The 26,897-nt window shown below is 62.4% G+C and carries 28 protein-coding genes and 1 pseudogene; 12 read left to right on the top strand and 17 right to left on the bottom strand.

Annotated features, from left to right (window positions below):
• Positions 1-80: 80 nt before the first annotated feature.
• Together AC1DD7_RS14400 and AC1DD7_RS14395 are read left to right on the top strand one after the other, a co-directional pair.
• The gene (locus tag AC1DD7_RS14400; protein WP_477515514.1) at positions 81-335 is read left to right on the top strand and encodes a helix-turn-helix transcriptional regulator; all 255 of its coding nucleotides are present in this window, start codon (positions 81-83) and stop codon (positions 333-335) included.
• Positions 332-1,537: a type II toxin-antitoxin system HipA family toxin gene (locus tag AC1DD7_RS14395; RefSeq protein WP_477515513.1), complete on the top strand. Its 1,206-nt coding sequence runs from the start codon at positions 332-334 to the stop codon at positions 1,535-1,537. Before AC1DD7_RS14400 ends, AC1DD7_RS14395 begins: the two co-directional genes overlap by 4 nt.
• Positions 1,538-1,562: 25 nt before the next feature.
• Here AC1DD7_RS14395 and AC1DD7_RS14390 read toward each other — a convergent pair whose 3' ends face one another.
• Positions 1,563-2,099 (bottom strand): HD domain-containing protein, encoded by a 537-nt coding sequence (locus AC1DD7_RS14390; RefSeq protein WP_442018603.1) that lies wholly within the window; start codon positions 2,097-2,099, stop codon positions 1,563-1,565.
• A 112-nt stretch (positions 2,100-2,211) separates the two neighbouring features.
• Positions 2,212-3,000: an SDR family NAD(P)-dependent oxidoreductase gene (locus AC1DD7_RS14385; protein ID WP_477515512.1), complete on the bottom strand. Its 789-nt coding sequence runs from the start codon at positions 2,998-3,000 to the stop codon at positions 2,212-2,214.
• A gap of 125 nt (positions 3,001-3,125) precedes the next feature.
• Here AC1DD7_RS14385 and AC1DD7_RS14380 point away from each other — a divergent pair, with 125 nt between their 5' ends.
• Positions 3,126-3,767 carry a TetR/AcrR family transcriptional regulator gene (locus AC1DD7_RS14380; RefSeq protein WP_477515511.1) on the top strand — a complete coding sequence of 214 codons (642 nt, stop codon included), beginning with the start codon at positions 3,126-3,128 and terminating at the stop codon, positions 3,765-3,767.
• A gap of 271 nt (positions 3,768-4,038) precedes the next feature.
• On the opposite strand, the gene AC1DD7_RS14375 is transcribed toward AC1DD7_RS14380, so the two are convergent.
• From AC1DD7_RS14375 to gluQRS, 4 genes are all read right to left on the bottom strand, one after another.
• Complete coding sequence (locus tag AC1DD7_RS14375) at positions 4,039-4,497, bottom strand: hypothetical protein (RefSeq protein ID WP_477515510.1); 459 nt, start codon at positions 4,495-4,497, stop codon at positions 4,039-4,041.
• A gap of 44 nt (positions 4,498-4,541) precedes the next feature.
• Entirely contained in the window at positions 4,542-4,964 is a 423-nt protein-coding gene (locus tag AC1DD7_RS14370; RefSeq protein WP_477515561.1) for a DUF3592 domain-containing protein, read from the bottom strand.
• Positions 4,965-5,158: 194 nt separating this feature from the next.
• The gene (locus AC1DD7_RS14365) at positions 5,159-6,283 is read right to left on the bottom strand and encodes a serine hydrolase domain-containing protein (RefSeq protein WP_477515509.1); all 1,125 of its coding nucleotides are present in this window, start codon (positions 6,281-6,283) and stop codon (positions 5,159-5,161) included.
• 24 nt (positions 6,284-6,307) lie between these two features.
• The gene (gene gluQRS, locus AC1DD7_RS14360; protein WP_477515508.1) at positions 6,308-7,195 is read right to left on the bottom strand and encodes a tRNA glutamyl-Q(34) synthetase GluQRS; all 888 of its coding nucleotides are present in this window, start codon (positions 7,193-7,195) and stop codon (positions 6,308-6,310) included.
• A gap of 338 nt (positions 7,196-7,533) precedes the next feature.
• Between gluQRS and AC1DD7_RS14355 the strand changes: the two genes are divergently transcribed.
• A complete protein-coding gene (locus AC1DD7_RS14355) occupies positions 7,534-7,992 on the top strand; it encodes an Lrp/AsnC family transcriptional regulator (protein ID WP_431120058.1) in 459 nt (152 codons plus the stop codon).
• A gap of 19 nt (positions 7,993-8,011) precedes the next feature.
• On the opposite strand, the gene AC1DD7_RS14350 is transcribed toward AC1DD7_RS14355, so the two are convergent.
• Positions 8,012-8,467 carry an Lrp/AsnC family transcriptional regulator gene (locus AC1DD7_RS14350; protein WP_431116996.1) on the bottom strand — a complete coding sequence of 152 codons (456 nt, stop codon included), beginning with the start codon at positions 8,465-8,467 and terminating at the stop codon, positions 8,012-8,014.
• Between the two features lie 103 nt (positions 8,468-8,570).
• Between AC1DD7_RS14350 and AC1DD7_RS14345 the strand changes: the two genes are divergently transcribed.
• Positions 8,571-9,212 (top strand): LysE family translocator, encoded by a 642-nt coding sequence (locus tag AC1DD7_RS14345; protein WP_431116997.1) that lies wholly within the window; start codon positions 8,571-8,573, stop codon positions 9,210-9,212.
• Here the strand turns inward: AC1DD7_RS14345 and AC1DD7_RS14340 are convergent.
• From AC1DD7_RS14340 to AC1DD7_RS14330, 3 genes are all read right to left on the bottom strand, one after another.
• Positions 9,209-9,676: an SRPBCC family protein gene (locus tag AC1DD7_RS14340; protein ID WP_477515507.1), complete on the bottom strand. Its 468-nt coding sequence runs from the start codon at positions 9,674-9,676 to the stop codon at positions 9,209-9,211. The two genes, AC1DD7_RS14345 and AC1DD7_RS14340, sit on opposite strands and share 4 nt — an antisense overlap.
• A 1-nt stretch (position 9,677) precedes the next feature.
• On the bottom strand, positions 9,678-10,043 hold the full coding sequence (locus AC1DD7_RS14335) for an ArsR/SmtB family transcription factor (RefSeq protein WP_477515506.1): 366 nt from the start codon (positions 10,041-10,043) through the stop codon (positions 9,678-9,680).
• 92 nt (positions 10,044-10,135) lie between these two features.
• Positions 10,136-11,107, bottom strand: coding sequence for a hypothetical protein (locus tag AC1DD7_RS14330; protein ID WP_477515505.1), 972 nt, complete (start codon positions 11,105-11,107; stop codon positions 10,136-10,138).
• 155 nt (positions 11,108-11,262) lie between these two features.
• Here AC1DD7_RS14330 and AC1DD7_RS14325 point away from each other — a divergent pair, with 155 nt between their 5' ends.
• Positions 11,263-11,742: a DUF4383 domain-containing protein gene (locus AC1DD7_RS14325; protein ID WP_431117001.1), complete on the top strand. Its 480-nt coding sequence runs from the start codon at positions 11,263-11,265 to the stop codon at positions 11,740-11,742.
• Positions 11,743-11,834: 92 nt separating this feature from the next.
• Here the strand turns inward: AC1DD7_RS14325 and AC1DD7_RS14320 are convergent, their stop codons facing one another.
• From AC1DD7_RS14320 to AC1DD7_RS14290, 7 genes and pseudogenes are all read right to left on the bottom strand, one after another.
• Positions 11,835-12,515, bottom strand: a complete 681-nt coding sequence (locus AC1DD7_RS14320) for a response regulator (protein WP_477515504.1) — start codon at positions 12,513-12,515, stop codon at positions 11,835-11,837.
• Positions 12,508-12,960 (bottom strand): sensor histidine kinase, encoded by a 453-nt coding sequence (locus AC1DD7_RS14315; RefSeq protein ID WP_477515564.1) that lies wholly within the window; start codon positions 12,958-12,960, stop codon positions 12,508-12,510. Before AC1DD7_RS14315 ends, AC1DD7_RS14320 begins: the two co-directional genes overlap by 8 nt.
• Before the next feature lie 111 nt (positions 12,961-13,071).
• Positions 13,072-13,179: pseudogene (locus tag AC1DD7_RS14310) on the bottom strand (hypothetical protein); the annotation flags it as partial.
• A gap of 829 nt (positions 13,180-14,008) precedes the next feature.
• The gene (locus AC1DD7_RS14305) at positions 14,009-14,812 is read right to left on the bottom strand and encodes an IclR family transcriptional regulator (RefSeq protein ID WP_477515503.1); all 804 of its coding nucleotides are present in this window, start codon (positions 14,810-14,812) and stop codon (positions 14,009-14,011) included.
• Between the two features lie 86 nt (positions 14,813-14,898).
• The gene (locus AC1DD7_RS14300) at positions 14,899-16,155 is read right to left on the bottom strand and encodes an aminopeptidase P family protein (protein WP_477515502.1); all 1,257 of its coding nucleotides are present in this window, start codon (positions 16,153-16,155) and stop codon (positions 14,899-14,901) included.
• Positions 16,156-16,183: 28 nt separating this feature from the next.
• Positions 16,184-17,551 (bottom strand): MFS transporter, encoded by a 1,368-nt coding sequence (locus tag AC1DD7_RS14295; RefSeq protein ID WP_477515501.1) that lies wholly within the window; start codon positions 17,549-17,551, stop codon positions 16,184-16,186.
• A 581-nt stretch (positions 17,552-18,132) separates the two neighbouring features.
• Complete coding sequence (locus AC1DD7_RS14290) at positions 18,133-18,804, bottom strand: GntR family transcriptional regulator (RefSeq protein WP_477515500.1); 672 nt, start codon at positions 18,802-18,804, stop codon at positions 18,133-18,135.
• Positions 18,805-18,954: 150 nt separating this feature from the next.
• Here AC1DD7_RS14290 and glyA point away from each other — a divergent pair, with 150 nt between their 5' ends.
• The 6 genes from glyA to AC1DD7_RS14260 are packed head-to-tail and all read left to right on the top strand — an operon-like array spanning position 18,955 to position 26,895.
• Entirely contained in the window at positions 18,955-20,337 is a 1,383-nt protein-coding gene (gene glyA / locus AC1DD7_RS14285; protein ID WP_477515499.1) for a serine hydroxymethyltransferase, read from the top strand.
• A complete protein-coding gene (locus AC1DD7_RS14280; RefSeq protein WP_431117011.1) occupies positions 20,334-21,554 on the top strand; it encodes a sarcosine oxidase subunit beta family protein in 1,221 nt (406 codons plus the stop codon). Before glyA ends, AC1DD7_RS14280 begins: the two co-directional genes overlap by 4 nt.
• A 17-nt stretch (positions 21,555-21,571) precedes the next feature.
• The gene (locus AC1DD7_RS14275) at positions 21,572-21,919 is read left to right on the top strand and encodes a sarcosine oxidase subunit delta (protein WP_477515498.1); all 348 of its coding nucleotides are present in this window, start codon (positions 21,572-21,574) and stop codon (positions 21,917-21,919) included.
• Between the two features lie 2 nt (positions 21,920-21,921).
• Positions 21,922-24,867 (top strand): sarcosine oxidase subunit alpha family protein, encoded by a 2,946-nt coding sequence (locus AC1DD7_RS14270; protein WP_477515497.1) that lies wholly within the window; start codon positions 21,922-21,924, stop codon positions 24,865-24,867.
• The gene (locus AC1DD7_RS14265; RefSeq protein WP_477515496.1) at positions 24,860-25,504 is read left to right on the top strand and encodes a sarcosine oxidase subunit gamma; all 645 of its coding nucleotides are present in this window, start codon (positions 24,860-24,862) and stop codon (positions 25,502-25,504) included. The genes AC1DD7_RS14270 and AC1DD7_RS14265 overlap by 8 nt, the downstream gene beginning before the upstream one ends.
• On the top strand, positions 25,504-26,895 hold the full coding sequence (locus tag AC1DD7_RS14260; protein ID WP_477515495.1) for an L-serine ammonia-lyase: 1,392 nt from the start codon (positions 25,504-25,506) through the stop codon (positions 26,893-26,895). Before AC1DD7_RS14265 ends, AC1DD7_RS14260 begins: the two co-directional genes overlap by 1 nt.
• The last annotated feature ends 2 nt before the right edge of the window (positions 26,896-26,897 follow it).

Here is a 26,897-nt window from a genome sequence, read left to right as displayed (position 1 = left end):
GCCTTGTTTCTGCCTGCTGACGGGTGCAAACTGAGGTAATCGGCACGTTCGTACCGATTGCACTGGGCGGGGAGGATCTCATGCCAGCGAACAACCTCATGACAACTTTGGGCTCTGAAGTACGCGCCCGCCGTGCCTCGTTGAGCCTGAGCCAACAGGACCTCGCCGATCTCGCGGGAGTCTCCGAACGGTTCGTCCGATTCGTGGAAACAGGCAAGAGCACAGTCCAGCTTGAGCCCCTTTTGGCGGTGCTCGACACCCTCGGCCTGGAACTTTCCCTCCGCCAGGCCGGCAGGTCTACCGCTTCTGAGACAGCTTCTGAGACAGCACAATGACCTTCCACCGTATCGCGGACGTCTACAAGCAGGGCATCCTCGCGGCGCGCCTCGAGCGGCATGAGGGCGGCACCAAGTTCAGCTACCTCCCGAAGTACCTCGACGCCGGCCTACCCGCCGTGGCAACGACTCTCCCCGTGAGGGCCGAGCCTGTTTTCACGCCCAGCGGTGCAGTCCCGCCCTACTTCACCGGCCTGCTGCCTGAGGGTCGGCGCCTCAACTCGCTGCGACGCAGCGTCAAGGCGAGCGCGGACGACGAACTCGCCCTTCTCATGGCTGCGGGCGGCGACGCAGTGGGCGATGTCCAGACGGTCCCCCACGGCGAGGCACTGGCGGAAGGGGGCGCCGCCGTCGTGCTTGATTCAAAACTGCCGCTGGACTTTGATGCGTTGCTGGGCGATTCCGGATTGATCGATCCCGTAGCGCTGGCGGGTGTGCAGGACAAGTTGTCTGCCGGGATGATTTCACTCCCCGTGGCGCAGGCAGGCAAGCGATACATCCTTAAGCTCAACGCCCCGGAGTTCCCCTCCGTGGTGGAAAACGAGTTCCTGATGTTCCGCTATGCGCGTCGGCTGCGGATTCCTGTGAGCAACGTGCAGTTGGTGCACGACGTCGGTGGCCGGGCGGGGCTTCTGGTGGAGCGATTCGATCGGGTCACCGCCCCCGACGGTTCGCCTCTTCGGCTGGCTGTGGAGGACGGCGCCCAGATCCTGGGGCTGTACCCGGCTGACAAGTACAGTGTTCCGTTCAGTGAAGTCTGTTCGGCGCTGGCCGGGCATTGCCCCGCACGCCTTCCAGCACTCCGAAATCTGGTCATCCAACTCGCGTTTGCCTGGCTGACAGGGAACGGGGACCTGCACGCCAAGAACGTTTCGATGGTGGAGGCGCCTGGGGTTCTTGGCGTCCGCGAATTCACCATCGCCCCGGTCTACGACATTCCGTCCACAGTGGTCTACGGCGACAAGACGCTGGCGTTGGCCGTCGGTGGGAAGAAGACCGGCATCTCACGCAAGCACTTCCTCGCCTGGGCCGCGAAGCTTGGACTGACTGAACGGGCGGCACAGCATTCAATGAACATTGCCCTGAAGGCAACCGGCTCCTTGATCAGCGACCTCGACGGCGGCGCCTCTCCCTTCGCGGCGAGGCAAACGAAGGAATGGACCAAGGAGCTGAAGCATCGTCGGCGCCTGCTGGAGGGCTGACGCGCCGTGGCTACTCAGGGCCGGCTTAGTCAGGAACGATGTCGTCGAGCTCCGGAAGTAGATACGGGTTTACCCTCTGCAGGATCAACTCCACTTCTTCCCGCGGCACGGCGTTGTAAAGCACTGGACGGGCGTCGGCGTAGCGGGTCATGGGCGGCTTGTCGGGCCATTTCTCCGCCAGCGCCTGTACGCGTTCGGGCAAGGAATTGTGGGCATTATCGGCGATTTTGACCAAGGTGGCGTCATGGTCTTCGGCCACAAACCGGATCCCTGCTTCATAGTCGTCGGGGTCATCGTGGAAGCGGCGCGTGACACGTTCGATGATGGCAAGGGCGCGCTCGGATACCCCCATATCCAACAAGGCTTGCCGTGTGATGGGAGTGTCCTCGGCGATGTCGTGAAGGTAGCCCGCAATCTGGATGTCCTCGTCAAAGTCGGCTAGCGCGTCCCCCACCGCCAGGACATGCTCCCGATAAGGACGCTTGAGCTTGTCCTTTTGGCGGTTGTGGGCCACCTCGGCGAGTATCTTCGCGGTCTCAACGGTGAAGCGTGGTTCGGTCATGCTGGCCTCCGGATTGATGTAGGCCCCGAACAGGGATCGGACCTTTCTTCAGGCTATCCGCAAAGTTCCCCGCAGCACCTACCCGGGTACTGGAACTACTCCTGCGCTGGAACTACTCCTGAACAGCGCGGGCGGCGATGCCCACTGCGAGCGCCCTCGGCAAGCGCTGTGCGAGACCTGCTGCGATCCGGTTGGCCCAGCCGGAGACAACGCTTGCCGGAGTTCCGGGGCGGTCCAGCGCTTTGAGGGCTGTCTGCACAACCTGCGCTGAGGTTTGCATCCGCCCGACTGCCGCGGATTCGCTGCCGAGGACATCGAAGAACTCAGTGCGGGTGGCGCCCGGGCAGAGGGCAAGCACACGCAGTCCCGAGCTCTTGGCCTCGTGGGCAACGGCCTCGGTGAAGCTGAGGACGAATGCCTTCGTAGCCCCGTAGACGGCCATGCCCGGGATGGGTTGGAACGCTGCGGTGCTCGCGACATTCACCAGCGCACCCTTGCCCGAGGAGCGCATGCCCGGCATGAAGGCCCGGGTGATATCCACCAAGGCAGCCACATTGAGTGCGATCTCGGAAGCGATAACTTCCGGGTCTTCCTCCACCAACGGAGCGCGGGTTCCGAAGCCTGCATTGTTGATGAGGGTGTCCACTATGATTCCGCGCTTGGCCATTTCATCTACGAGTTCCTTGCCAACACCGGCCCGCCCAAGGTCCATGGGAAGCACGGTGACGGCTATGCCGTGGTCAGTCCGCAGTTTCTTGGCCAGTTCTTCAAGGCGGTCCGCGCGGCGGGCCACGAGGACAAGGTTGGAGCCCCGGGCGGCAAAGCGGCTGGCAAATTCAGCGCCGAGCCCGGAACTGGCGCCTGTGATCAGCGCAGTGGTACCGGAATAGGTCGTGGTCATGGCGGTTCCAATCTGTAAACGCCGGCTTGGGATTCCAGCCGGGTTGACTCGAAGTAGTCAATGCCAACATCGTAGGCACTGTCTACATTGTTGTCAATGACTACTTCTCGGCTAGACTATGAGTTATGACGGACCAGCCCTATCACCATGGCAAGCTGCGCGAGGCGCTACTGGAGCGCGCCATGGAAACCATCGAGCAAGCCGGCGTCGACGGACTCTCCCTGAGGCAACTGGCCCGGGACCTCAACGTCAGCCATGGGGCGCCGGCCAAACATTTCCGCGACAAGCAAGCCCTCATCGACGCCTTGGCGCTGGCTGGCTTTGAGTTAATGAACCAGCGCATACTTGCGGCAGCCGGCAGTGGCGATGACCTTCGTCAGCGCTTTGCCAGCGTAGCCAAGGCCTATGTGGACTTCGCGGTCTCCCACCCGGCGCTCTTGACCATCATGTACTCAACCAAGCATCACCCCGGGTCCAGCACGGAGTTGCGGAACATCGGCGAACAAGGGATCCACGTAGCCCGCGCCCTCATTGCAGAGGCACAGGATGGTGGAGCCTTGGCCCCGGGCGACACGGAAACCCTGGCCATGGTGTGCTTCGTGAGCTTGCATGGCGCCGCGCTCCTGGCGGCAGGCAAGCAGCTGGACGGCAACAGTGTTGAGGACGTTGTTGCTGCCACCACTGACACCCTGTGGGCGGGCATGGCTGCCGGAGTTCCAGCAGCACAGCTCTCACCGGCACCCCTCGGCGGCCCAGCACTACTTTGAGGGCCGCTTTGATCTGACCGAACATCTGATCAAAGAGGTGACCAGCACCTCTATCGTCAAGGTCACGGGGACGTTACGTCTCCTACAGATCAGAGAACCGTCCCCCAAGGAGGAACCTAGCCCTTTACCCCCGGCTCTGCAATGTCCACGGATGGCCAGGGAACCACAACTCCGGTAAACGTGCGCCGGGGAAATTCTTGCCGGCAAATCTGGCAGGCGCGCTTCACCGGCACAGCGTCAGCAGCAGCTGTGGCCGCCCCGCCGGGCCTACCTAGAGACGGAGCGTCACGCCCTCGGCAGTGCAGGCGCCGGCGTTGGCGAAAACTGCGTCGCGGACGGCGTCCTTAGATGCCTGTTCGGGTTTGCCTCCGTGTTCGGCCGCGCCCGAGTGGTCAATGGCCAGGAGGCTCAACGAAGCAAAGAGGCCCCTCAGGTTCCCGGTAACGGTCTTCTTGGCATCCTCGGACTTCAGGTAGATGTCCTCGAAAGCGTTGGAATCGTTGTCCGGGACTGCCTTGTACTCGGCGTAGAGCGTATTGAAGGCCTCGCAGACGTCCTTGACGCTGCCAAGTGCAGCCGCTTCGGAGGCCGAAGACTCCGACGGCGAGGCCTGTGTAGTGGCGGTCTCTGGCGAGGGTATGGAAGTAGGGCCGACAGGTGCCGGTGCTGAGGCGCAGCCCGTCAGGCCGGCCAGTCCGGCTATGGCTGCGGCGGCGAGGATTCTTTTCACTATGGTGCTCCTTAAGGTGCTGACGGGTCGTGGAGGTCTTCGGCTCAGCCCAACGGGAAGATCCCGATGAACCAGAATGAAGCGAGGGCGAAGAACGCGAAGGTCGGAATCAGGCAGCCGATGACCATTTTGGACGGGGCATCGACCTGGAAGGACTGGTTCGGGTCGGCGGGGTTGTAGGCCACCTCCAGGGACGACCCTGGTACCGGCGGGTTGGCGTACGACACCTCGGATTCCCCGACGTACAGGATGCCGCGGGGGTCAAGGAACTGGTAGGCCGGCCAAAAACGGACGCTCCGGGTGGCGTTGCCGCCGCCGCTGGTCCAACCTTGCCGGCTGCCTGTCACCGTGGCCCGGACTTTCGGCCAGATGGCAATCAGCCGCTCCTGGCGCCTGGTTTTCCTCAGGGCACCGATGAAAGCCCAGATGACTGAGGCCACGAAAAGGGCCCAGATGATGTAAAGCACGATCTTCAAGAAGTCCCCCAAGTTGATTAACCCAGCATGTCATAGGCGTTAAGCTGCCCGTTGCTTCTGGCCTCGGCCTGCAGCTCCACGGTTCCAGGCATGAGACACGTGCCGCGATCTTCAGCTTTTCGGCCGTCACCGCTGGATTGTTCGGTGGGCGGCCAAAAAAGTACCGGCTTTCGAGACAGGGAAAACTAAGAGGCAAGCCCTGCAATCGCCTCCCGAACGGCGGAACTGAGCAGGAGATTGTTGCATCCAATTCCTCCGGGCTCGGCCTGTTGCGGGACGTATCCAAAGCCAAGTTCATACACCGGGTCCGCGAACCCCAAAGACGCGCTGGCGCCGTCGTGCCCGAACGCGCGGTAGCTGCCGAATGGCATGCGGCTGTGCGACTTCATGAAGACCGTGGCGAAGCAGCCGGCCTCGCCGAAGACGCGATCGATCCCGAACACCTGCTCAGCGGAAACCCTGCGGATGGTCTCCTCCGTGAGGAAGGGTGCGACGGCGGCCTGACCGCCGGCCGCCAACCCCGTCACCGCTGCAGCGTAGATCCTGGCCATCCCCTCAGCGCTGGAAACGCCCGCTACCGAGCTCATACCCGCGGCGCGGACCTCACGGATGTTGGGAAGATCCAGGATGTCGCCCTCTGCAGCATTGGCCGCCAAACCTAAGTGGCTGGCGGGGTCCACCCACGGCGACGCGGGGTCGGCCGCCCAACGGAAAGGCGCGAAACGTTTTTCCTCAGCATCCGGTAGCCCAAGGTAGAAGTGGGCACCCGTCACGGACCGGATGCGCTGTTCGAAGACGTCCTGGAGCGTTGAACCGGTGATTCGACGGCACAGCTCTTCCATGAAAATGCCGATTGTCAGGGCGTGGTAGCCGAACGCCGCGCCGGGCATCCAGAGGGGCGGAAGTTTGGCGAGCTTCGCGGCCGCGAGTTCGGAATTGTTAACTTCCTCAAGGCTCACGCCTTCCTGGACGCCCAACAGTCCGGCCTGATGCGAAAGGAGTTGGGAAACAGTGATGGAGGCTTTCCCTTCAACACCGAACTCCGGCCAATATTTGGCCACTTCCGCGTCGAGATCCAGTTCGCCGTCTTGAAGCAGCAGAGCCATGACAAGGCCTGCCATGCCCTTGGAACACGAGAAAACACCCGTGACTGAATCAGGACGAATGTGAGGCCCGCCGCTGAGATCCAGCACCTTGACACCCCGATGGTACGCAGCCACTTGGGCGGAATATTCAGGGTCCCGTTCGAGGAAACTCTCGAAGAGCTCGGCTACCGATTCGAAACCTGGGGCGATCACCTGTGAATGCATCCAGACAGCCTACTTGGCCCGCACTCAACCTCTCGGGGTTTTCCACACCCACGGCTCCCTCGGCAGCCTTCGGGGGTCGAATTCCGGCACGGCATCCTGCAAGGAACCAGCCGGTAATCCCAACGACTCAAGGAGGAGGTCCCGGACCCGCTCCGCTGAAACTCCGACGGCGGCGAGGTCGCCCAGCGTCACTGCGCCATCGCGCTTTGCCAACCTCACGCCGTCGTGGTTTACCACCAGCGGAACGTGGGCATATTCCGGGACAGTCAAGCCCAACAGGGTGCCCAAGTACGCCTGCCGCGGAGTGGACGGAAGGAGGTCATCGCCCCTGACCACCTGGTCGATTCCCTGGGCGGCATCGTCTACTACAACTGCCAGGTTGTAGGCCGTGACTCCATCGTTGCGGCGCAGCACAAAGTCGTCCACCACACCCACGTAGGGGCCGCGCAACTGGTCCTCAACAGCCCACTCGGCGACCTCCGATCGGAGGCGGATCGATGCCGGACGCGACGCCCGGCGGATCTCGCGCTCGGCCTCGGACAGCCTCCGGCACGTACCCGGATACGCGCCTTGTGGAGAGTGCGGCGCAGACGGCGCTTCCTGGATTTCGCGGCGCGTGCAGAAGCACTCGTAGATGCGGCCCTCGGCCGTTAGGCGCTCAATCGCTTCCTCGTACAGCGGTCCGCGCTCAGTCTGACGTACGACGGCGGCGTCCCAACTGACGCCGACGGCCTTCAGGTCGCGGAGCTGCTCCGCTTCCGCGCCGGACCGGGCCCGGTCCAGGTCCTCAACGCGCAGCAGGAAGTCGCGGCCAGTCGATTTAGCGAAGAGCCAGGCGAGGATCGCCGTCCGGAGATTGCCTACATGTAGCTCCCCGGAAGGGCTCGGGGCGAAGCGGCCTGCAGACGTCATGATCCAAGCCTATGCGTCCGCGCACAACACAAGAGCCCCTCAGCTACCGCAACGATCCGGTGGCTCAGGGGCTCTTGCTGTGCTGCCCGACAGGACGGGCGGGTGCAGAATGACAATGCTGTGAACAAGAGTCAATCAGCGGCTGCTTCCTTGCGGGAAACCTGTACAGGGATCCGGGTGGTGTTCCAGGTGCCTGCTGCCTGCGGGGTCCGGCGGTAGCCTCGCCCTGCTTCGTTGTCACCATTTCAGCAGTACGCATACAGTTGGTGCAATAGACATGGCATTGAGTGGTCGATCTGACTAATCAGAGTTGAAATTGTAGACAGGAAGTGGTCATTTTGCAGGAACTCGACGCGACGGACCGCAGGATCATCGCCGCCCTTGATGAGGATCCCCGCGTCCCCATCATGGTCCTGGCCCAGAAACTGCACCTGGCGCGTGGCACGGTCCAGTCCCGTCTGGAGCGGATGACGGCGTCGGGAGCATTGCGGCCCAACAGCAGCCGCGTGCTGCCTTCGGCACTTGGCCGGGGTGTGGCTGCTGCCGTGAGCGCCGAACTCGACCAAAGCCACCTCAATGAAGCCATCGCAGCGCTCCGGGAGATTCCCGAGGTGCTCGAATGCCACGCTCCTGCGGGCGATACCGACCTCATCATCCGGGTGGTAGCCAAGAGCCCGGACGACCTCTACCGCGTGTCGGAGGAAATCAGGCTCTGCCCGGGAATCGTGCGCACGTCCACCAGCATGTTCCTACGCGAAGTGATTCCCTATCGGACTACCGGGCTGCTGAAGGAATAGCCGCTAGAAGGAATAACGCCTAGACCGGCGGCCCAATATTGGTCTTCAGGTTCTTCATCACCAACGTGGACGTGAGACGCTCAACAGCCGGCAGGGCTGCCAGTTCGTCGTCATAGAAGCGCTGGTAGGCAGGAAGGTCAGCCGCGATGACCTTCAACAAATAGTCGGGAGAGCCGAACAGCCGCTGCGCCTCAACGATGTTGGGGCTTGCGGTCACACGTTCCTCGAACTCCGCCATGATGGTGCGTTCCACCTGACGGAGCGTGACGAACACGATTGCCTCGAATCCGAGCCCTACTGCAGCCGGATCGATGTCCGCTCGGTAGCCCCGAATGACACCGGAAGACTCCAGGTCCCGCAGTCTTCGATGGCACGGAGCCACCGTCAGTCCAACCTTCGATGCCAAGGCAGTGGCGGTCATTCGACCGTCCTCTTGGAGGTGGCGCAAAATATTTTTGTCAATATGGTCAATCACGCAATGATCTTACCCAGATTGCCGGTTTCAGGGATAAATCAGGGAACACTTATCGGGCGATTTTCCCTAGAGTTTTCCTACCCACTACATCCCTGGAGAGATCGTGAACCCACAGCTGTTCCTCGCCTTCATGCTCGTCGCAGTCTCGTTGGCCTGCACACCCGGCGTCGATTGGGCTTACTCCATCTCGGCTGGACTTCGTCAGCGCAGCTTCGTGCCCGCTGTCGCCGGGCTATGCAGCGGATATGTGGTTCACACAGTCCTGATGGCGGCAGGACTGGCGGCCCTGCTGGCGGGAATCCCGGGCCTGCTGGGCTGGCTCACGATTGCCGGCGCCGCGTACCTGTTATGGCTCGGCTTCACCACCGTGCGCTCATGGCGAGGGGCCAGCTTCAGTGCGGAAGGCGCCGTCGTGCAGTCAGGAAACCAGCTCCGAACGTTCTTCCAAGGCATGGGCACCAGCGGCATCAACCCCAAAGGCCTGTTGTTCTTTGTGGCGCTGGTGCCGCAATTCGTCAGCCCCGAAGCCGCACTGCCTGTTCCTGTTCAGTCCGGGTTGCTGGGGCTGACCTTCGTGGTCCTCGCCGGCCTGGTGTACACCGGGGTCGCGTTGACCTCGCGGAAGCTGCTCGCTTCACGTCCGGGCGCCGCGCGGGTGGTGACGCTGACCAGCGGGATCATCATGATTGGGCTGGGAGCCGTGCTGTTGACGGAGCAACTCCTTCCCATCGTGGTGCGGGGCTAGGCGGCAAGTACCTCATCCAGCCGCTCGTACCCTTCGATCACGCCGTAATTCATGCCCGAGGCCAGTGCCATGTCACGCGCTTCCACCGATGGGTAGACCTCGTGGACGACGATCCTGGTGCGACCATCGATTTCCTCGAACCTGGTGGTGCTGATCCCCACCTGGCCCGGGGCGCCGTCGAATTCGAAGGTCATGATGATCAGCTCGTCGGTGTCTACGGTGTGGAAGACCCCGCGGAATCCGTACATCGCGTTGTCGTGGCCACTTTCGTAGTGCCAGCTGCCGCCGGTGGTGGCGTTGTATTCGGTGACGTTCAGTTTCGCGTCCCGCGGACCAAGCCACTTGGCCAGCAGATCCGGGTCCACGTGCGCCTTGAACACTGCGCTGACCGGTGCGTCGAATTCGCGGACGGTGTCTACGAACGGAACGCCGTCATCAGCAGTGATTGCCGTTGGATTGCTCATTTCAATTCCTCTTCTTCTTCTTTTCCTGTGACCCCTGGGGAACCCCGGGGCCGGATTCGGCCAGGAGCTCGTCGAGTACCCGGAAGCGACGCTCGGCGATCAGTCGGTATTGGTCTATCCATGCCGTCAGCTCTTCGAGGGCGGCTGCGTCCAGGTGCACTGGCCTGCGTTGGGCATCGCGGGAGCGAGTCACCAGCCCTGCATGCTCCAGGACCTGGATGTGTTTTGAAACGGCCTGCTTGGTGATCGCAAAGGGCTCCGCCAATTCATTGACAGTTGCGTCTCCCCGCGACAGCCGGGCAACGATTCCCCGCCTGACGGGATCAGCAAGGGCCATGAACGCCTTGTCCAGAGCGTCTGGATCCATAACCCTGCGCGACCTTTCTTTGTCAACCAAATGCTTTATCAATCACTTGGTTGATTACAAGACTACGCTTGCATCAGCGCCTGCACAATGCCCTATTCCCCGCTGAGCTCCCTGAAGTCGTTCTCCCACAAACGACGCATCTCTGCATCCTTGCGGATCACTTCCAGGGTCTCCAGCTCTGCTGGCGGGGCGGGTCGCTTGGAACGGGGAGTCAGCGTCCGCCGCCCCTGGTCCAACGCGAGAAGGGCTCGATCCGTGAGGGCATCATTACGCAGAGCCAGGCTGGTCTTCCTCCGGCGAAGGACCTCTTTCAGCGCCGCCTGGGCCGATTCAAAATCGCCACGAGCCCGCTGCGACCTAGCCCGGATCAGCAGCAAGGCTGCCGAGAGATCATCCGTATTCAACAACCCCTCCGTACACATCACCACGTCCCTGTGCCGGTCCAGCGCAAACGCTGCGGTGCAGCGTGCCAGGGCTGAAGGCAACGACGGCGGCAAACCCACCACTGCTTCCAACGCCGCCTCGATCATTCCCATCTCCCGAAGGCAATGGGCCAGCGCGAGGAATACGGACTCCTCACTGAACAAAACCGGGACCTCAATGCGTTCGGCCACCTCAACCCTGGTGACCACCTGCCCAAGGTAGAGAGCCGAGAACTGGCTCGCGTCGTCGTCGATCCTTGTTGTTAAGCCGCGCCGCAGCAACTCCGATGCCCGAAGATAGCCGCCGTGTTTGTACGCCAACAGTCCCGCCATCACGTAACACAAGCCCGCCCACCCCGGGTAGACGCGGCCCAGGGAGATAAGCCGATCAGGCTCAGTAGAGGTGAAAACGGCCTCATGCATTGCCTTGGCCTGCTTGGTGGACAAGCGCTTCAACCGGGGAACATCGCCCAGCACAGAAAGGCGGGCGGGGTCCCGGCCAGTCAGGACGCCGGACAGCACTTCACCCACGCCATCAGCCAATCCGCGGACGGGTGTGCGCACGTATCCTTCGCGGAAGGGAGTGAGATCCCGGGTGTCATGGAAGATCGATTGGAAATCGCCGTTGGGAGCCTGGCTCATGAACCCATGCTAACTGGCACCTGAGTGGCCCTTCCCCTGCATTTGGTGGCATTTCAGGAGTATTATGGCGGCGTCGGCAAGGTTTTCCGACACCCCTTGCCGCGGGACGGTTCTCCATGAGAAGAGCCGTGTAACAGCGTGAAAGGGAGGACTTCATGACCACCGCTTCGCACCCCACCGAACACCATCATGCGATGGGGTTGTCGCTTCACAACACCGCCATGGGCGTTGGCATTGTTTTTCTGCTGGTAGGTGTTCTGGGCTTTATCCCCGGAATCACCACCAATTACGGCGCCATGACCTTTGCGGGACATGAATCCGGCGCCATGCTGCTTGGAGTATTCCAAGTATCCATTCTCCACAACATCGTCCATCTTCTGTTTGGCGTGGCCGGTTTGGCCATGGCCAGGACAGGACGTATGGCTCGCCTCTTCCTCATTGGCGGCGGCGCCGTATATCTCGTTCTTTGGATCTACGGCCTGATCATCAACCAGGAAACGGGCGCCAACTTTGTTCCGTTCAACACCGCTGACAACTGGCTGCACTTTGTTCTTGGCGTGGCCATGATCGGTCTGGGTGCTTGGCTGGGCAGGGATGCCATGGACGAGACAACGACGGCACGCCGGAGGATGTAACCTCGCGGACGTCGGCTCAACGAACGACGGCGGTCGGCCCCTTAGTGGGGACGGTCGCCGTTATTTTTTGCCTCTATTCTTTGCCTCGGCGTTTAGCCGAGCAACCTGTTTTCGTAGGCGAATGCCACGAGTTGGAGACGTGTCCGGACGCCAAGCTTCGTGAGCACGCTTCGCAGATGGCTCTTCACAGTAGCTTCGGACACAAACAGGCTCTCCGCCATCTCGCCATTGCCCAATCCCTTTGCTGCGAGAAGGAAAACGTCCCTCTCCCGAGCCGATAAAGGTTCCAAAACAGAGAGATTGGGGCCAGCAACCTGCACTGTCCGCGCCGCATGCTGGAAGAGATCGTGCACAGAACCGGGCGCGATCACGGAATAGCCGGAATGGACCGTGCGAATGGCGGCCAACAGAAACTCCGGCTCAGCACTCTTGAGCAGATACCCGCTGGCGCCAGCCTGAACGGCCTCCACCACAGCGTGATCACGGTTAAAGGTGGTCAACGCAATGATCTTGGGTTGGTCGGAGCCGCCCATCTGCGCCAACTCGATGATCAGGCGGGTTGCCGTGACGCCGTCCATCTCTGGCATCCGCAGGTCCATGAGAATGACGTCGGGCGGCTGCTCGGCTGCGAATTCCACGGCCTGTTTGCCATCAGATGCTTCCCAAGCCAACCGCATGTCCGGTTGGCTTTCCACCAACATCCGGATTCCAGCGCGAAACAGGGGTTGGTCGTCAACCAAGGCGACGGTAATAAGTGCGGACGAGTCAGCCACGCTCAGCGGCCTCCGGAACAGCAGCCAGCTCCTCAAGCACCAGAGGGGGCTCCGGTGGGAGAGGCGACATCCCTGCCCGCGCCCCGTAGGGAAGGAAGGCGGTGACGCGGAACTGCTCCCCGTCAGGCCCCGCCGTCAACCAGCCTCCTGCCAGATGGGCGCGCTCACGCATCCCTGGGATGCCCCGCCCCACCCGGTCTTCGGTATGACCGGCGTCCGTTTCCCCCAATGAAACGGACACCGGAAGCTCTGAGGAAGCGTGGAGTGTAAGGCCAGGCCCACTCCAGTCGAAGTGCACGCGCACTGCCGTACCCCGGCCTGCATGCTTCAACGCGTTAGTGAGGCATTCCTGGACGATCCTGAATACTGCCAGCTGTTGCCCTGCGCCGAGTTCAACGGGTACGCCGCTCTCGCTGTGCTGAATATTGAGATTGCCGTGACGCATCCGTTCCATCAGAGGTTGTACATCGCTGATCCGGGGTTGGGGACTGACTAACCCATCGTCCCGAACGCCTTCAATGACTCGTTGCGCATCAACCAAGGCGTGCCGGGCGGATGTAGCTATGTTCTCCAGCGCTTCCAGAACAGGTTTGGGTTGGCCCTGACTCAAGTACCGTGTGCCGTCTGCTTGTGCGGCGATGACAGCCAAAGAATGAGCCAACACATCGTGCAGGTGAAATCGAATTGGTAGTGGAGCAGGAGCGCACTCGTATAGCGCGGGAAGTTTCCCTCAAGCTGGCTTGCGTGAGTGCCTGGGCCTTGGACAACGTCCCTCGATCTTCGTACAGCGCCAGGAGGATCCCGGCGGTTCCACACGCAGCAGCTACAAGCAGCAAAAGAGGGAACAACTGCCACCAATATTGGCTGAGGGCAATGCGGTCTCCCATGAACAGGGGCCTGAACCAGCCAACGCCCTGTCCATACCGCAAGGAGATCATCATGTAAGTCATGACGGCTGCAAACATGAGGTTGGAGCTCGCAGCCACGATTCGTTGAAGTCTGGAACCCCTCCACATAATGAAGCCCAGTGCTATGAACGACCCCAAATAGATTGCCCAGTGATTGGAAAACATGGGCGGAAACACGTAGAGCAGCTGACCAAGCAGAAGTGCCGCAGTGGCGGTCAGCGAAAAGTACGGCCTCCACGCGGAAAGCGCGATAGTTATAGTCATCAGGACCAGCGGGACAGCACCCGGCCAATAGAAGCCCGGCCACGGACCCATGCGTCCAGCCTCGGCTACGCACCACAGCACGAAGAAGATTACGGCCGCCGCAGGGGCGCCCCAACGCCGGAATACCTTCAGTGTTCTTTCCATGCCAGCCAGACTATCCACGCTGGAACACGCCTCTGGGCCAAATGACGTATCCAGCAGCCGATCTCCACCTGCGAGCCAGAAGATTCATCCTCTGGGCCAGCGGCTTCTTGTGACCTCCGCGCCTTTCAGCTCGCGGGTCCTGTGGCTGCGCGTCCTGTGGCTTGCGAGTCCTGCAGTTCAGCGCGGGGCGCGGCCACCAAGGCGGGTGGTGACTTTGGCCGCCGCGTCGGCGCAAGCTTCGCCGAGGCTGGTCAGCGTGTCCTGCGAGACCCGGAACTTTGGTGCGGGGATGAGCACGGACGCCACAATGTTGCCTCTGTGGTCATAGACGGGCGAGGCCACGCCCACTTCCTCGATGGACGTCTCGCCAAAGTTCACAGCCCAGCCGCGCTTCGTGGAGTCCTCCAACCGCTGCAGGTACGCCTCCACTGCTTCCTCATCGAAGCCCGGAAGGCTGACCGCACCGCTCCGGAGTAGATTACGGACGCGATCCTTGTCCTCCGCGGCCAGGAAGACCTGAACAGAGGAGCTGAGTGCCTCGTTGTAACGTACTCCCAACGGGGCCAGGTGCTTAACCTGGTGCCGGCTGGGGATCTGCTCCACACTCATGGATTCAGTGCCGTTCCAGACCATGAGCGCGCTGGTCTCCCCTGTGCGCTCGGTCAATTCGCGTAGTACCGGATACGCCACGCGCCGCTCTTCGAGTTCCGCCAGGAGTGGGCCCGCCATGGCGATCATTCCCAGCCCCAAGCGGAACCTGCGCGAATCGACGTCGCGCTCCACCAAGTGCTCTTGCTCCAGCGTAGCCAGGATGCGGGAAACTGTGCTCTTGTGCAGGCCAATACGCCCAGCGATTTCAGTAACCCCCAACAGCGGCTCTTCGGCACTGAAACTCCGCAGGACCGCGATGGCATTGACAATGACCGAGGTACCTTTGGCTTCGCCGTTGCCTGAAACGTCGTTGGATTCCGTGGGAGTCATGGGTTCACTATATTTGGCCGAAGCTGGCGGACCGTGACCGGGCTGGGCCGGTGGACGCCGTGCACTGCGCCCACCGGCCCGGTCACCTAGGCTCCGATGATGTTGTACTCAGGGCCGAAGGGGAACTTGGTGATGTTTTCCGCACCGTCTTCACCGACAACAAGGATGTCGTGCTCGCGGTAGCCGCCGGCACCCGGTTGGCCGTCCAGGACTGTGATCATCGGTTCCATGGAAACCACCATTCCCGGTTCCAGCACGGTATCGATGTCTTCGCGCAGTTCAAGGCCCGCTTCGCGTCCGTAGTAATGGCTCAAGACGCCGAAGGAGTGGCCATAGCCGAACGTGCGGTTTGCCAGGAGCCCGTGACCGACGTAGATCTCGTTGAGCTCAGCCGCGATGTCCTTGCAGACTGCGCCGGGCTTGATGAGTTCCAGGCCGCGCTTGTGAACCTCCACATTGATGTTCCACAGCTCCAAGGAGCGCGCGTCCGGTTCGCCGTAGAACAGGGTGCGTTCCAGCGCCGTGTAGTAACCGCTGGTCATCGGGAAGCAGTTCAGGGACAGGATGTCGTGTTCCTGGATCTTTCGAGTGGTTGCCCAGTTGTGCGCGCCGTCGGTGTTGATGCCGGACTGGAACCAGACCCACGTGTCACGGATTTCCGAATCCGGGAAGGTGCGGGCGATCTCGTGGACCATGGCCTCGGTGCCGATCAAGGCGACCTCGTACTCAGTGATGCCGGCAGTGATGGCGCTGCGGATTGCCTCGCCGCCGAGATCGCCAATGCGGGCGCCATGCTTGATGACGGCGATTTCCTCGTCCGATTTGATCATGCGCTGGCGCATCGCTGCTTGGGCAACATCCACCAGCGTTGCTCCGGAGAATGCGGCCTGGATCTTGTTGAGGTTGTCCAGCGGCAGGGAGTCGTCCTCGACGCCGATGCGGCGGGGGTTGATGCCGCGGGTGCGCAGGACTTCCTGGATGGCGTGGATGTAGTTGTCCCGGCGCCAGTCCGTGTACACCAGGTTGTCGCCGTAGCTGCGGCGCCAAGGCATACCGGCGTCGATATTTGCCGTAATGGTGACGGTGTCATCCTTGGTGACCACCATGCCGTAGGAGCGGCCGAAATAGGTGAAGAGGAAATCGGAGTAGTACTTGATGGAGTGGTAGCTGGTGAGGATGACGGCGTCGAGGTCCTTCTCGGCCATGATGCTGCGAAGCCCGGCAAGGCGACGCTCAAACTCTGCATCGGAGAAAGTCAGGGAGACCTTCTCGCCGTTGTTGAGGACCTTGAGTCGATCGAGCTTGGCCACATCGTTGACGGCCTCGTTCTCGGTGATGGTCATGGTTGTTCCTTTCAAGGGGTTGTTGGTTTCAGACCTGCTGCAGTGGCTTCTTGGAAGTCTCGGCGGCGAACAGGACTGCGATGAGGGAAACAAGGGCGGCAGCCACGAGGTACCAGCCGGGGGCCAGCTGATTGTGGGTCATGCCGATGAGAAGCGTTGCCATGAACGGCGCGGTGCCGCCGAACAACGCGTTGGAGAGGTTGAAGCTGACCGCGAAGCCCGTGTAGCGGACCTTCGTCGGGAAGAGTTCGGCCAGGAAGCTGGGCAGGGTGCCGTCGTTGAGGGTGAGCATTCCGCCCAGCAGGATCTGGACCAGCACGATCACCAGGAAGTTGCGCGTATCCAGGAGCATGAACGCAGGGACGGTCAGCACCACGAACAGGACGGACGCGGTGATGAGCATGCGTTTGCGACCAAACTTGTCCGACGCAATGCCGGTCAGGAAGATGAATCCGATGTAACTGGCCAGGGCGATCGTGGTAGCCAGGAACGATTCCGCCGCTCCGAAGCCCAGTTCCACAGACAGGTATGTGGGCATGTAGCTGAGGATCACGTAGAAGCCCACTGCGTTCAACAGCACTGCACCCGTGGCGATGATGAGTTGCTTACGGTAGGTCTTGAACATCGCCAGGGCCGGAGTCTTGACTGCGGGCTCCTTCTCGGACAGTTCACGGAACGCAGGCGTGTCCTCGAGCTTGGTGCGGATGTACCTGCCGATCAAGCCCATGGGCGCCGCCAACAGGAACGGCAGGCGCCAACCCCACTCGTTCAGCTGTTCTGGCGTCAGGACTGAACTCAGCAGGGCGGCCAGCAAGGAGCCCAGCAGGAGACCCGCTGCGGTACTGGCAGGCACGACGGCGGCATAGAGTCCGCGACGATTCGACGGCGCATACTCCACCAGGAAGGCGGACGCACCAGCGTACTCCCCTGCAGCGGAGAAGCCCTGGACCACCCTTACGAGCAGCAGCAGGATGGGGGCCATCACGCCGATAGTGGCGTACCCCGGGATCAGGGCGATGCAGAACGTGGCCACCGACATCAGGACGATCGAGAGCGACAACGCCTGCTTCCGGCCCAGCCTGTCTCCGATGTGGCCCCAGATGAATCCGCCGAGCGGCCTTACGAAGAAGCTGACTGCAAAGACGCCGAATGTCGCGAGCAGGGCTGTTTGACGATCGGATTCCGGGAAGAAAACGGTCGAGATAATGCCGGCCAGGTATCCATAGACGGCGTAGTCGAACCACTCCACGAAGTTGCCGATGAAGCTTGCAATGACGACGCGTCGGCGCGTGTCCTTGCTGACTGTGTGATTGGGGCCGGGCTCGGGAGAGGTGCCGTGTCCGTCATTGGACCGATCTCCCGGCGCGGCTGCCACAGAGGAAAGTTCATTACTCATGTGTCCACCAAGAATATTTGGGGTTGCAGTAGAAGCAACGCTGTTGCATCAGACTACGTGTGGGCCGCGTCACGGTCAAGAGTGTTTCCAAAAGTCATTCTAGGCACTTTCCGGCCGTCCTGGTCTGTTCAGCGATAGTGAACCCGATTTGGCCGTTGTTGCATTCAAGGCGACTGAGTTGCAGTAGCCGCCTCAAGCCCCCGGATCCTCTCTCACATCCCAACGCTTTCCCCCGGACGTTCTCTCACATCGCGCGGCCCACTTCGGAACGTTCTCTCACTTTCATCAAGAAAGCCCAACGTCGGGCACCACGGCCAGTGCCGACGTCGGGCTTTAGCGCGCGGCAGCTGTTCAGCCGCCGGCGCAGGACGTGAGAGAACGTCCGCCAGAAGACCGCTGGACGTGAGAGAAGGACGGCCAAAAGGCCGCAGGATGTGAGAGAACATCGGGAGGGGGCGGCGTTATCCGGCAGCGCGCGTCTAAGCGACGAAGGAGCGAGCGCGCAGAGGATGACCCCGCCGCCGGAGACAGACGGCAGCGGACGGAGGCGACTCAGGCAGCGAGGCCGAGCAGATGAGACCCTAGAGGACCTTGCGGATCGTCTCTTCGAAGCTGACTACGTGGTGCAGGGCGAGCTCGGCGGCGCGGTCTTCGTCGCCGTCGGCTATGGCTGTCAGCAGTTCTGCGTGCTCGGAGATGTGGCCTGAGACGGAGGGCATCCGTTCCAGCATGTAGCACCAGATGCGGGTGGCGAGGTTGTCATACCGGATCAGGACGTCTTCCAGGTGTGCGTTCGCCGAGGCCTTGTAGATCAGGCGGTGAACCTGGATGTCGTAGCGCATGAGTTCCTGGGAGGAATTGTCCTGGCCTTCAAGATCACGAATTGCACCTGCGACAGCGCGGAGCTCTGAGCGCATGGCAGGGCTGGCCATGCGGGCAGCCTTCTTTGACGCCAACGGTTCCAGAAGTTCGCGGATCTCGGAGACCTCAGCGAGCTGGGTGATGTCCACGCCGGTGGCGAACGTCCCGCGCCGTGGGTAGGAGACCACCAAGTGGTCGCTTTCGAGACGCTTAATGGCCTCGCGGACGGGTGTACGTCCAATGCCCAGTTCTGCAGCAATCTGACCATCGTTGATGGGGTCACCGGGCTTGATGTCCAGCATGATGAGCCTGTCGCGCAGGAGCAGGTAGGCGTTCTCCGCCAGGGACGAACCCTGCGGAGCTGATTCCAGTGCTTCCAATGCGGCGCTCATTGCTCTCTCCCGTTGTCGTACTTCAGTCTGCTGGATGAGTTACCGCAGACCTGTTGACGACCTTGTGATCTTCAACATACTATGGCAATAGTTCTAATATATCAGTTGCCTAACAGTCGGCCACTAGACAAGCTTTTGAAGGAGAACACCATGGTTGAACCGCTGATCCGCCCGCTCGCACAGGCGGACCCGGAGGTCGATCAGGCGATCGCCCTGGAACTCATCCGCCAGCAGTCCACGCTGGAAATGATCGCCTCTGAGAACTTCGCCCCCACGGCCGTCATGGAAGCACAGGGCTCGGTCCTTACCAACAAGTACGCCGAGGGTTACCCGGGCAAGCGCTACTACGGCGGCTGCGAACACGTTGATGTGATCGAGCAGCTGGCCATCGACCGCCTGAAGTCCCTGTTTGGCGCAGAATTCGCCAACGTCCAGCCCCACTCCGGAGCCCAGGCAAACGCCTCGGCCATGCACGCACTGATCAACCCTGGCGACACCATCATGGGACTGAACCTTGCCCACGGCGGCCACCTGACCCACGGCATGCGCATCAACTTCTCCGGCAAGCTGTACAAGGTTGTTCCGTACGGCGTCCGCGAGGACACCCACACCGTAGACATGGCTGAAGTTGAGCGCCTCGCCCTCGAGAGCAAGCCGCAGCTGATCGTCGCCGGCTGGTCCGCTTACTCCCGCCAGTTGGACTTCGCTGAGTTCCGCCGCATCGCGGACCTGGTGGGCGCCTACCTGATGGTGGACATGGCCCACTTCGCTGGCCTGGTTGCAGCTGGACTGCACCCAAGCCCGGTCCCACACGCCCACATTGTCACGAGCACCACGCACAAGACCCTGGGCGGTCCGCGCGGTGGCGTCATCCTGACGAACGACGCCGACATCGCCAAGAAGGTCAACTCCGCCGTCTTCCCCGGACAGCAGGGTGGCCCGCTGGAGCACGTCATCGCAGCCAAGGCCGTAGCGTTCAAGATGGCCGCTGAGCCCGAATTCCAGGAACGCCAGGTCCGCGTACTTGAAGGTTCCAAGATCCTGGCAGATCGCCTCCTCCAGGACGACGTGGCCGCAGCCGGCATTTCCGTGGTCAGCGGTGGGACCGACGTCCACCTGGTGCTCGCCGATCTCCGCCACTCCGTCCTTAACGGACAGCAGGCAGAGGACACGCTGCACCGCATCGGCATCACGGTCAACCGCAACGCTGTCCCCTTCGACCCCCGCCCGCCGATGGTTTCCTCGGGCCTGCGCATCGGCACGCCCGCCCTTGCCGCCCGCGGCTTCGGCGCTGAGGACTTCACCGAAGTCTCGGACATCATTGCGACGGCGTTGATCGCCGCAGCGAACAGCGGAGCCGAAGCAAACACTGAAAGCAGCACCGAAGGTGACGTCACCTTGGACGAAGCCACCGCCGTCGAACTCCGCCGCCGCGTAACCGCCCTGGCCGACAAGTTCCCGCTTTACCCACATCTCAGTAACGGCAACGACGCCGCAACTGAACTCGAAGAAATGATTGGAGCAGCCCAGTGAGCGCGGACCACCTCCCCGAACACCCCGACTTCCTCTGGCGCAACCCGGACCCAAAGAAGAGCTACGACGCCGTTATTGTTGGCGGCGGCGGGCACGGCCTGGCAACGGCCTACTTCCTGGCCAAGAACCACGGCATGACCAACATTGCCATCCTTGAAAAGGGCTGGCTGGCCGGTGGCAACATGGCCCGCAACACCACCATCATCCGGTCCAACTACCTCTGGGACGAGAGTGCTGCGATTTACGAGCACGCCCTCAAGCTGTGGGAAATCCTGCCGGAAGAGCTGGAGTACGACTTCCTGTTCAGCCAGCGCGGCGTGATGAACCTCGCCCACACCCTGGGCGACGTCCGTGAGAGCATGCGCCGCGTAGGCGCCAACCGCCTTAATGGTGTGGACGCGGAGTGGCTGGAGCCTGACCAGGTCAAGGAACTCTGCCCCATCCTGAACACCAGCGACAACATCCGCTACCCCGTCATGGGCGCTACCTACCAACCGCGTGCCGGCATCGCCAAGCACGACCACGTGGCCTGGGCCTTCGCCCGCAAGTGCGACGAACTCGGCGTGGATATCATCCAGAACTGCGAAGTCACCGGCTTCATCAAGGACGGAAACCGGGTCACCGGCGTCAAGACTAGCCGTGGCAACATCAACACCGAAAAGGTGGGCCTTTGCGCCGCCGGCCACAGCTCGGTCCTCGCAGAGATGGCCGGCTTCCGCCTCCCCATCCAGTCCCACCCGCTCCAGGCGCTCGTGTCTGAACTGCACGAGCCGGTCCACCCCACGGTGGTCATGTCCAACCACGTCCACGTGTATGTCTCCCAGGCACACAAGGGCGAACTGGTGATGGGCGCTGGCGTGGACTCCTACAACGGCTACGGCCAGCGCGGATCGTTCCACGTGATCGAGGAGCAGATGGCGGCCGCCGTGGAGCTCTTCCCGATCTTCGCCCGGGCACACGTGCTCCGGACCTGGGGCGGCATCGTGGACACCACGCTGGACGCCTCGCCGATTGTTGGCCTTACCCCCGTGGAGAACATGTTCGTCAACTGCGGTTGGGGAACGGGTGGCTTCAAGGGCACTCCTGCGGCTGGTCTGACCTTTGCGCACACCATCGCAACCGGCGCCCCGCACAAGCTCAACAAGCCTTTCGCCCTGGAACGCTTCGAGACCGGCGCCCTGATCGATGAACACGGCGCCGCAGCCGTGGCCCACTAGTAAGGACGGGAAAAGACATGCTCCTCATTTCATGCCCCAACTGCGGGCCACGCGACGAAACCGAATTCCACTACGGCGGCCAGGCACACGTTGCCTACCCGGAGAACCCGAACGACCTCACGGACCGCGAGTGGGCTGAATACCTGTTCTACCGCGAGAACACCAAGGGTTCTTTCGCTGAACGCTGGGTTCACAGCACGGGCTGCCGCCAGTGGTTCAACATGCTGCGGGACACCGTGACCTACGACATCCACTCCATCTACGCGATGGGCCAGCCCCGCCCCGATACGCAAACAGGCATCGCTCCCGGCGCGCCCACTACCTCGACGGCCACTGCCGCCCCCACCTCCTCGGAAGGAGTCTAGAAGTGACCAGCAAGAACGCACGCCTCGCCACCGGCGGACGCATTGACCGCAGCATCGCTTGGCGCTTCACTGTGGACGGCCAGGAATTCACCGGTCACCCCGGCGACACCATCGCCTCGGCTCTGCTGGCCAATGGCCACATCAACGCAGGCAACTCCCTTTACGAGGACCGCCCCCGCGGCATCATGGCCGCCGGCGTGGAAGAGTCCAACGCCTTGGTCAAGATCGCTCCCCGTTTCCCGGGCCACGTCGCGGAATCCATGCTTCCCGCCACCGCCGTTTCACTCGTGGACGGCATGAACGTTGAGCTGCTCTCCGGTTTGGGCAAGCTTGACCCTGCCGAGGACAAGGCTGAGTACGACAAGAAGTACGTCCACACGGACGTCCTGGTGGTCGGCGGCGGTGTTGCAGGCCTTGCAGCCGCCCGCGAAGCAGTCCGCACCGGCGCCCGCGTCATCCTGATCGACGACCAGCCCGAACTGGGCGGTGCACTCCTCTCCGGTTCCACCGCCGAAGGCCTGCAGGAAACCATCGAGGGCAAGCCGGCCCTGGAATGGGTTGCCGATGTGGAAGCCGAGTTGGTCTCCGCCGAAGAATGCACCGTGCTGAACCGCACCACCGCCTTCGGTTCCTACGATTCCAACTACTTCATCGCAGCCCAGAACCGCACGGATCACCTGACCGTTCCGGCCGCCTCCGGCGTTTCGCGTCAGCGTATCTGGCACATCCGGGCACAGCAGGTTGTCCTGGCACCGGGTGCCCACGAGCGCCCGTTGGTCTTCGAGAACAACGACCGCCCGGGCATCATGCTCGCTTCGGCTGTCCGCACGTACCTCAACCGCTACGCGGTCGCTGCCGGTTCACGCGTCGTCATCAGCACCACCAACGACTCCGCTTACTTGCTCGCCGCGGACCTGAAGGCAGCAGGCGTGGCGATTGCCGCCGTCGTCGATGCCCGTCCGCAGATCAGCGCGAAGGCCGCTGCCGCCGTCGAGTCCGGTATCCGGGTCCTCATTGGCAGCGCGGTTGCTGACACGAGCGCCGATGACGCGGGCCGCCTGAATGGCGTCACCGTCCGTAGCATTAACGACGACGGCGAACTCACCTCGGGCGTCGAGCACATCGCCGCCGATCTGCTTGCTGTTTCCGGCGGCTGGAGCCCTGTGGTGCATCTCCACAGCCAGCGCCAAGGCAAGCTGCGCTGGGACGATGAACTCGCCGCTTTTGTACCTTCCACGGTGGTTCGGGACCAGCAGGTTGTTGGCGCAGGCCGCGGCAGCTACGAACTCCAGGACTGCCTGGCAGAGGGCATCTCGGCCGGAGCGGCAGCATCCATCGCTGCTGGCTTTGAGTCCGCAACCACCCCGGTGGACCTGCAGGCACCCGTGGCGAGCGCCCCGACCCGTCAGCTGTGGCTTGTTCCCGGTCAGACCGGTGAGCCGGGCGAGTGGCACCACCACTTCGTCGACTTCCAGCGCGACCAGTCCGTGGCTGACGTCCTCCGCTCCACCGGGGCCGGCATGCGCTCGGTGGAACACGTGAAGCGGTACACCTCCATCAGCACCGCCAACGATCAAGGCAAGACCTCCGGCGTAAACGCGATCGGCGTCATCGCCGCCGCGTTGAAGTTCGGCGGCGCGGAAAGCGTTCCGGGCGTCGGCGAGATCGGCACCACCGCCTACCGCGCACCGTTCACCCCGGTCGCATTCGCCGCTTTGGCTGGTCGCCAGCGCGGTGAGCTGTTCGACCCCGCCCGGGTGACCTCCATCCACCCGTGGCACGTTGCCCAGGGTGCGCTGTTCGAAGATGTCGGACAGTGGAAGCGCCCTTGGTACTACCCGCAGTCCGGCGAGGACATGGATACGGCAGTCCTGCGTGAGTGCGCAGCAGTCCGCGAATCCGTGGGCTTCATGGACGCAACCACGCTCGGCAAGATCGAGATCCGTGGCAAGGACGCCGGCGAATTCCTGAACCGCGTGTACACCAACGCGTTCAAGAAGCTCGCACCGGGATCCGCCCGCTACGGCGTCATGTGCACCCCGGACGGCATGATCTTCGACGACGGCGTAACCCTGCGCCTGGACGACGACCGCTTCTTCATGACCACCACCACCGGCGGCGCTGCCAAGGTGCTGGACTGGCTGGAAGAGTGGCACCAGACGGAGTGGCCGGAACTCGACGTGGTCTTCACATCCGTCACGGAGCAGTGGAGCACCATTGCCGTCGTCGGTCCCAAGTCGCGTGCAGTGATCGCGAAGGTTGCTCCCCAGCTCGCCGAAAACGGTGGTCTGGACGCAGAAGCCTTCCCGTTCATGACGTTCCGCGAAACCACACTGGCCTCAGGAGTGCAGGCTCGTGTTTGCCGTATCTCCTTCTCCGGTGAACTGGCCTACGAAATCAACATCCCGTCCTGGTACGGGCTCAACACCTGGGAAGCCGTTGCTGCCGCAGGTGCCGAGTTCAACATCACCCCTTATGGCACGGAAACAATGCACGTCCTTCGCGCCGAGAAGGGGTACCCGATTGTCGGGCAGGACACCGATGGCACGGTCACCCCGCAGGACGCCGGCATGGACTGGATCGTCTCCAAGGCCAAGGACTTCATCGGCAAGCGCTCCTACCTCCGCCAGGACGCAAGCCGCGAGGACCGCAAGCACCTGGTGAGCGTCCTTCCCGTGGATCACTCGCTGAGGCTGCCGGAAGGCACGCAGCTTGTGGAGAAGGGCATCCCCGTCAACCCGGCGTACGGACCCGTCCCCATGGAAGGCTTCGTGACTTCGAGCTACCACAGTGCCGCATTGGGCCGTTCTTTCGGCCTGGCCCTGATCCAGAACGGCCGCAACCGCATCGGCGAGACCCTCGTGGCCTCGGTGGGAGACCAATTGGTGGACGTGGTTGTCGGCGAAACCGTACTTTTCGATGCTGAAGGGACCCGCAAAGATGGCTGAAACAGCAACACCAGCAGAAACCGCACACGTCGACCGCGTACGGGGTGCCCGCCGCAGCCCGGCCGAGCACCTGGCTGACGCCTTCACGTCCGGCTCAGTGCCGGGCACGGTGACGCTCAAGGAAATCCCGTACCAGGCCATGGTGGGTATCCGGGTTGAGCGAACGTCCGACGCCGGAACCCGCGTTGCGTCCATCACCGGCGGCTTGCCGGCCGCTTGCGGTGAAGTGACGGGCTCTGGCTCAGTCAACGCACTCTGGCTTGGCCCTACCGAGTTCCTGGTGGTCGCTCCGGAGGAGTCCCACGACTCGCTGGGCGGCTCCTTGGTCAGTGACCTGACCACGGCACTGGGCAGCGATGAAGGTCAGGTGGTGGACTTGTCCGCCAACCGCACCACGTTCGAGCTCTCCGGCAGCCACGCCCGCGCTGTGCTCGAAAAGACGTGCTCCTTGGACCTGCACCCGCGCGTCTTCAAGGCCGGCACGGCTGTCTCAACGGAGCTCGCACACATCCCCGTGATGCTGTGGAAGACCTCGGACGAGAACTACCGGATCTTTCCCCGGGCCTCGTTTGCCGATTTCCTGGGACGCTGGCTCCTCGACGCCATGCGGGAGTACGCCTCCCCCGAGGTCCCCTAATGGCACTGAGTGTGCTTGATCTGTTTTCTGTTGGCATCGGGCCGTCGTCTTCACACACGGTCGGCCCGATGCGGGCGGCAAAGCAGTTCACGGACGGTCTTGAATCGTCCGGCCAGCTTCCGGCCACGGTGCGCGTCCAGGCTGAGCTCTTCGGCTCGCTGGGCGCCACCGGGCGGGGCCACGGCTCCGACAAAGCCGTGGTGCTGGGGCTGCAGGGCCACTCACCCGAAACCGTCGACACCAAAACCGCTGACGACCAAGTGGCAGCAGCAGCCCTCGACGCTGAACTGCGCTTGGGCGGCGATCACCGGGTGGACTTCAATTGGGACGAGGACGTGGTCCTCCACCGCCGCAAGTCGCTTCCGGCACACCCCAACGGCATGACGTTCCGGGCGCTTGACCACACCGGGGCAGTATTGCGTGAGCGCAGCTACTACTCGATCGGTGGCGGCTTTGTGGTGGATGGGGACGCCACGGGCACGGACAAAGTAGTAGCCGATGACACCGTGCTCCCCTACCCGTTCACCACTGCTGACGAGTTGCTTGCCATTTGTTCACGCGAGGGCATGTCGATTTCCGATGTCATGTTGGCCAACGAACTCGTCTGGCGGTCTGAGGAGGAGCTCCGCGAGCGCCTTCTGGGCATCTGGGCTGTTATGCGTGAATGCGTGGACAACGGCTGCTCTGCCGAAGGGATCCTGCCTGGAGGCTTGAAAGTGAGGCGACGGGCGCCGTCGTTGTTCAAGAAGCTTTCCGAAACCGACGCGGACCTGAACGGGGCCAACTCAGCGGACCCCTTGCTCGCCATGGAATGGGTAAACCTGTTCGCCTTGGCGGTCAACGAGGAGAACGCGGCCGGCGGCAGGATTGTCACTGCACCGACCAACGGTGCTGCCGGGATTGTTCCTGCGGTGCTGCACTATTACACAAAGTTTGTTCCCGGAGCCAACGACGACGGCGTCGTGCGGTTCCTGCTCGCGGCGGCCGCCGTCGGGATTCTCTTCAAGATCAACGCCTCCATTTCTGGTGCCGAGGTGGGCTGCCAGGGCGAGGTGGGTTCCGCCTGCTCCATGGCCGCCGCTGGTCTTTGCGAGATCCTGGGCGGGACGCCTGAGCAAGTGGAAAATGCTGCCGAGGTGGGCATCGAACACAACCTGGGCCTCACCTGCGATCCCGTGGGCGGACTGGTGCAGATCCCCTGCATCGAACGCAATGCCATCGCCAGCGTCAAGGCGATCAACGCTGCCCGCCTGGCCCTGCACGGAGATGGCAGCCACAAAGTATCCCTGGACAAAGCCATCAAGACCATGCGCGAAACAGGCGCCGACATGAAATCCAAATACAAGGAGACCTCCCGTGGAGGACTCGCCGTCAACGTAGTGGAGTGCTAGCC

The sequence above is a fragment of the Paenarthrobacter sp. 10L412 genome (genome assembly GCF_056395565.1).
This window is presented reverse-complemented; position numbering and strand designations above follow the sequence as displayed.

Bases quoted from the DNA above. Each gene is read 5' to 3' on its own strand.
- gluQRS (WP_477515508.1), bottom strand. From the start codon at position 7,195: ATGACGTCTGCAGGCCGCTTCGCCCCGAGCCCTTCCGGGGAGCTACAT.
- AC1DD7_RS14390 (WP_442018603.1), bottom strand. From the start codon at position 2,099: ATGACCGAACCACGCTTCACCGTTGAGACCGCGAAGATACTCGCCGAG.
- AC1DD7_RS14295 (WP_477515501.1), bottom strand. From the start codon at position 17,551: ATGAGTAATGAACTTTCCTCTGTGGCAGCCGCGCCGGGAGATCGGTCC.
- AC1DD7_RS14340 (WP_477515507.1), bottom strand. From the start codon at position 9,676: ATGAGCAATCCAACGGCAATCACTGCTGATGACGGCGTTCCGTTCGTA.
- AC1DD7_RS14385 (WP_477515512.1), bottom strand. From the start codon at position 3,000: ATGACCACGACCTATTCCGGTACCACTGCGCTGATCACAGGCGCCAGT.
- AC1DD7_RS14380 (WP_477515511.1), top strand. From the start codon at position 3,126: ATGACGGACCAGCCCTATCACCATGGCAAGCTGCGCGAGGCGCTACTG.
- AC1DD7_RS14260 (WP_477515495.1), top strand. From the start codon at position 25,504: ATGGCACTGAGTGTGCTTGATCTGTTTTCTGTTGGCATCGGGCCGTCG.
- AC1DD7_RS14275 (WP_477515498.1), top strand. From the start codon at position 21,572: ATGCTCCTCATTTCATGCCCCAACTGCGGGCCACGCGACGAAACCGAA.
- AC1DD7_RS14300 (WP_477515502.1), bottom strand. From the start codon at position 16,155: ATGACCATCACCGAGAACGAGGCCGTCAACGATGTGGCCAAGCTCGAT.
- AC1DD7_RS14315 (WP_477515564.1), bottom strand. From the start codon at position 12,960: ATGCGTCACGGCAATCTCAATATTCAGCACAGCGAGAGCGGCGTACCC.
- AC1DD7_RS14395 (WP_477515513.1), top strand. From the start codon at position 332: ATGACCTTCCACCGTATCGCGGACGTCTACAAGCAGGGCATCCTCGCG.
- AC1DD7_RS14335 (WP_477515506.1), bottom strand. From the start codon at position 10,043: ATGGATCCAGACGCTCTGGACAAGGCGTTCATGGCCCTTGCTGATCCC.
- AC1DD7_RS14325 (WP_431117001.1), top strand. From the start codon at position 11,263: ATGACCACCGCTTCGCACCCCACCGAACACCATCATGCGATGGGGTTG.
- glyA (WP_477515499.1), top strand. From the start codon at position 18,955: ATGGTTGAACCGCTGATCCGCCCGCTCGCACAGGCGGACCCGGAGGTC.
- AC1DD7_RS14365 (WP_477515509.1), bottom strand. From the start codon at position 6,283: ATGCATTCACAGGTGATCGCCCCAGGTTTCGAATCGGTAGCCGAGCTC.
- AC1DD7_RS14290 (WP_477515500.1), bottom strand. From the start codon at position 18,804: ATGAGCGCCGCATTGGAAGCACTGGAATCAGCTCCGCAGGGTTCGTCC.
- AC1DD7_RS14330 (WP_477515505.1), bottom strand. From the start codon at position 11,107: ATGAGCCAGGCTCCCAACGGCGATTTCCAATCGATCTTCCATGACACC.
- AC1DD7_RS14400 (WP_477515514.1), top strand. From the start codon at position 81: ATGCCAGCGAACAACCTCATGACAACTTTGGGCTCTGAAGTACGCGCC.
- AC1DD7_RS14305 (WP_477515503.1), bottom strand. From the start codon at position 14,812: ATGACTCCCACGGAATCCAACGACGTTTCAGGCAACGGCGAAGCCAAA.
- AC1DD7_RS14265 (WP_477515496.1), top strand. From the start codon at position 24,860: ATGGCTGAAACAGCAACACCAGCAGAAACCGCACACGTCGACCGCGTA.